5 protein-coding genes are annotated in these 4,043 nt (G+C 56.7%); all 5 read left to right on the top strand.

The window, feature by feature from the left end:
- The coding region (locus ACLQ7H_RS01330) for a uroporphyrinogen-III C-methyltransferase (protein ID WP_411751111.1) at positions 1–383 on the top strand (383 nt) is incomplete at its 5' end.
- A gap of 10 nt (positions 384–393) precedes the next feature.
- Complete coding sequence (gene cysD / locus ACLQ7H_RS01325) at positions 394–1,302, top strand: sulfate adenylyltransferase subunit CysD (protein ID WP_024485711.1); 909 nt, start codon at positions 394–396, stop codon at positions 1,300–1,302.
- 12 nt (positions 1,303–1,314) lie between these two features.
- Positions 1,315–2,745 (top strand): sulfate adenylyltransferase subunit CysN, encoded by a 1,431-nt coding sequence (cysN, locus tag ACLQ7H_RS01320; RefSeq protein ID WP_411751110.1) that lies wholly within the window; start codon positions 1,315–1,317, stop codon positions 2,743–2,745.
- A gap of 1 nt (position 2,746) precedes the next feature.
- A complete protein-coding gene (cysC, locus tag ACLQ7H_RS01315; RefSeq protein ID WP_411751109.1) occupies positions 2,747–3,364 on the top strand; it encodes an adenylyl-sulfate kinase in 618 nt (205 codons plus the stop codon).
- An 88-nt stretch (positions 3,365–3,452) separates the two neighbouring features.
- Complete coding sequence (locus ACLQ7H_RS01310; protein WP_411751108.1) at positions 3,453–3,770, top strand: DUF3561 family protein; 318 nt, start codon at positions 3,453–3,455, stop codon at positions 3,768–3,770.
- Positions 3,771–4,043 lie beyond the last annotated feature (273 nt).

Genomic DNA, 4,043 nt, shown 5'->3' with positions numbered 1-4,043 from the left:
GCGATCACGCCCAAAGCGTGACCTTCATTACCGGTCATTGCCGTGACGATGAAGACGGTTTGGATTGGGCCGCTCTGGCGCGGGCACGTCAGACGTTGGCAATCTACATGGGCACCATGAAGGCGGCAGATATCAGCCGCAACCTGATCGCCCATGGCCGTGATGCGGATACGCCAGTCGCGGTGATCAGCCGGGGTACGCGGGCCGATCAACAGGTGCAGACTGGCACCTTGCAACAGTTGGAACAATTAACTCGGCAGGCCCCGTTACCGGCGCTGCTGGTGATCGGTGAAGTGGTGGAATTACACCATCAAATCGCCTGGTTTGGGCATCAATCGCAGACGGCAGTGGCAGCGCGCCCGGCCGTCGTGAATTTGGCTTAAAGGATCTGTTATGGACCAAAAACGACTCACTCATTTACGGCAATTGGAGGCGGAGAGCATCCATATCATCCGTGAAGTGGCCGCCGAATTCGGCAATCCGGTGATGCTCTATTCCATCGGTAAAGACTCCTCGGTGATGCTGCATCTGGCACGCAAGGCGTTCTACCCAGGCACGCTGCCGTTCCCGCTGCTGCATGTGGATACCGGCTGGAAATTCAACGAAATGTACCAATTCCGCGATCGTACCGCCAAAGAGTACGGTTTCGAGCTGCTGATCCACAAAAATCCGGAAGGGGTGGCGATGGGGATTAACCCGTTTGTCCACGGCAGCGCCAAGCATACCGATATCATGAAAACCGAAGGCCTCAAGCAGGCGCTGAACAAGTACGGCTTTGACGCCGCCTTTGGTGGCGCCCGGCGCGACGAGGAGAAATCCCGTGCCAAAGAGCGCATCTACTCCTTCCGCGATCGGTTCCACCGCTGGGATCCGAAAAACCAGCGCCCGGAGCTGTGGCACAACTATAACGGCCAGATTAACAAGGGCGAGAGCATCCGCGTGTTCCCGCTGTCGAACTGGACCGAGCTGGATATCTGGCAATATATCTTCCTGGAGAAGATCGACATCGTTCCGCTCTATCTGGCCAAGCCACGCCCGGTGGTGGAACGCGACGGCATGCTGATGATGGTGGATGACGATCGTATCGATCTGCAACCGGGTGAAGTGATCAGCCAGCGTATGGTGCGGTTCCGTACCCTCGGCTGCTGGCCGTTGACCGGCGCGGTGGATTCTTCTGCGCAGACGCTGCCGGAGATCATCGAGGAAATGCTGGTCTCCACCACCAGCGAACGTCAGGGCCGCATGATCGACCGCGATCAGTCCGGTTCGATGGAGCTGAAAAAGCGCCAAGGGTATTTCTAAGGAGCCGTCGGAATGAACAACGTTATTGCACAACAAATCGCCGAACAGGGCGGTGTAGAAGCCTACCTGCACGCGCAGCAGCACAAGAGCCTGCTACGCTTCCTGACCTGCGGCAGCGTAGACGACGGCAAAAGCACCCTGATTGGCCGCTTGCTGCACGATACTCGCCAGATCTACGAAGATCAGCTCTCAACCCTGCATACCGACAGCAAACGTATCGGCACCCAAGGGGAGAAGCTCGATTTGGCTTTGCTGGTGGATGGCCTGCAGGCAGAACGTGAGCAGGGCATCACCATCGACGTGGCTTACCGCTATTTCTCGACCGAAAAGCGCAAATTTATCATCGCCGATACACCGGGGCATGAGCAGTACACCCGTAATATGGCTACCGGTGCTTCGACCTGCGACTTGGCGATCCTGCTGATCGATGCGCGCAAGGGCGTGCTGGATCAGACCCGTCGCCACAGCTTTATCGCCACGCTGCTCGGCATTCGCCATCTGGTGGTGGCGGTAAACAAAATGGATCTGGTGGAATACAGCCAGGCGGTGTTTGAGCAGTTCAAGCAGGATTACCTGTCTTTCGCCGAGCAGTTGCCCAACGACCTGGAAATCAAGTTTGTCCCGCTGTCGGCGTTGGACGGTGACAATGTCGCCACCCAGAGCGTCCAAATGCCTTGGTACAGCGGCCCGACGCTGCTGGAAGTCTTGGAAAGCGTGGATGTCATCAGCGTGCGTGAACACCAACCGCTGCGCTTCCCGGTGCAATACGTCAATCGCCCGAACCTCGATTTCCGTGGTTATGCCGGTACGTTATCTGCCGGTGTGGTTCGCGTGGGCCAGCGCATCAAGGTGCTGCCTTCTGGCGTTGAATCTACCGTAGCGCGTATCGTGACCTTTGATGGCGATCTGCAGGAGGCGGGGCCGGGTGAGGCCATCACGCTGGTCCTGAAAGATGAAGTCGACATCAGCCGGGGCGACCTGCTGGTGGATGCCAGTGAAACTTTGCAGGCCACGCAAAGCGCCTTGGCGGACGTAGTATGGATGGCAGAACAGCCGCTGTTGCCGGGCCAAAGCTACGACATCAAGGTAGCCGGGAAGAAAACCCGCGCCCGCGTTGAGAGCATTCGCCACCAGGTGGAGATCAACTCATTGGCGCAGCATCAGGCCGATGTGTTGCCTTTGAACGGCATTGGGTTGGTGGAACTGACCTTCGACGAACCGCTGGTGCTGGACAGCTACCAACAGAATCATGATACCGGTGGCCTGATCTTTATCGATCGTTTGACTAACGTCACGGTTGGCGCGGGGTTGATTCGCGAAGCCTTGCAGCAGGATAATTCGGCAGCGGCGGGCAATTTCAGCGCCTTTGAACTGGAGCTGAACGCCTTGGTACGCAAGCATTTCCCACACTGGGGTGCGCGCGACCTGCTGAAGGGGAATTAACGTGTCCGAGGCTGAGTTAGTGAAAGACGAAAACGTCGTGTGGCACCCGCATGCGGTAACGCGTGCGGAGCGTGAAGCCGCGAACGGCCATCAGGGCGTGGTGATATGGTTTACCGGCCTGTCTGGTTCGGGTAAATCGACCGTGGCCGGGGCACTGGAACAGGCGCTGCATCAATTGGGCGTCAGCACCTATCTGCTGGATGGTGACAATGTGCGCCACGGCCTGTGCCGCGACTTGGGGTTCTCTGACGACGATCGGCGCGAGAATATCCGCCGGGTGGGCGAAGTGGCCAAGCTGATGGTGGATGCCGGGCTGGTGGTGTTGACGGCGTTTATCTCACCGCACCGTGCCGAACGGCAGATGGTGCGGGAAATGCTGGCCGAGGGGCAGTTTATCGAAGTGTTTGTCGACACCCCGTTGGCAATTTGTGAGGTTCGCGATCCGAAAGGATTGTACAAAAAGGCCCGCGCTGGTGAGCTGCGTAATTTCACCGGTATCGACTCGGTTTATGAGGCGCCGGAACGAGCCGATGTGCGTCTGAATGGTGAACAATTGGTAACAAATTTGACCGCGCAATTGTTAGACCTGCTGCGTGGTCAGGCTATTATCAAACCCTGAATTCGCAAAAAGCGCGTGGCGTGATCCAGCCACGCGCTTTTTACTCTAGTAAGTCGCCGCAGAGCGATCCAATAGACCAGGGAACACTATGCAAAATGCCACGCCACTAGTGATTGTTAGCCAACTCGAGCCAGAGGAACCCTCATACTCCTTTTTAGGCGGCACCAGCGGCTTTGTCTTCTATTGGTTGGCGTTTACCGTGCCTTTTATGGTTTACGGTTCTAACACCTTGTTTTTCCTTCTCTATACCTGGCCGTTTTTCCTGGCTCTGATGCCAGCCTCGGTGCTGCTGGGTATCACCTTCAGTATGGTGCTACGTGGGCGTCTAATCCTCACGCTGTTGCTGACCGGCGTCGCCGTCACCTGCCTGTTCTGGATGGTCTTCAGCTTTCTGAGCGGCTGGTAATCCAGACGCCCTCACCCTAGCCCTCTCCCCCAGGAGAGGGGACCGATCGAGTGTGTTTGAAACGGTCGTGATTCGCCTTGGAGAAGAGGCGCTCGGTTTATCTCTTTACCTCCAAACGAGCAGGGGCTATCAGCTCCCTCTCCCTGTGGGCTGTCTCTTATACACAAATCCCCGGCACTTTTGCCGGGGATTTTTTGAACCTTTTTCCCGTCTGTTGATCTCTCTTTATATTCTCCTCTTCCATGGTTTTTAGTATGGTACTTTCTGATTGTT

This window comes from Serratia sp. (in: enterobacteria) (assembly GCF_046715635.1).
Taxonomy (GTDB): domain Bacteria; phylum Pseudomonadota; class Gammaproteobacteria; order Enterobacterales; family Enterobacteriaceae; genus Chania.
This window is presented reverse-complemented; position numbering and strand designations above follow the sequence as displayed.